1 protein-coding gene is annotated in these 282 nt (G+C 68.8%); it reads left to right on the forward strand.

What is annotated here, in order from left to right; translation table 11 throughout:
- A partial coding sequence (locus ACZY0B_RS28025; protein ID WP_463767465.1) for a tRNA ligase subunit PheS family protein occupies nucleotides 1–282 on the forward strand: 282 nt, incomplete at both ends.

Here is a 282-nt window from a genome sequence, read left to right on the forward strand (position 1 = left end):
TTTCGATCGGCCGGACCTTCCGTACCGACGAGCTCGATTCCACCCATACCCCGGTGTTCCACCAGGTGGAGGGTCTCGCGGTGGACAAGGGCCTGACCATGGCACATCTGCGCGGCACGCTGGACGCGTTCGCGCGGGCCCAGTTCGGCCCGGAGGGACGCACCCGGTTCCGTCCGCACTTCTTCCCGTTCACCGAGCCGTCGGCCGAGGTGGACATCTGGTTCCCCGGGAAAAAGGGCGGCCCGGGCTGGGTCGAGTGGGGCGGCTGCGGCATGGTCAACC

It is taken from the genome of Mycobacterium sp. IDUB_19 (assembly GCF_055419445.1).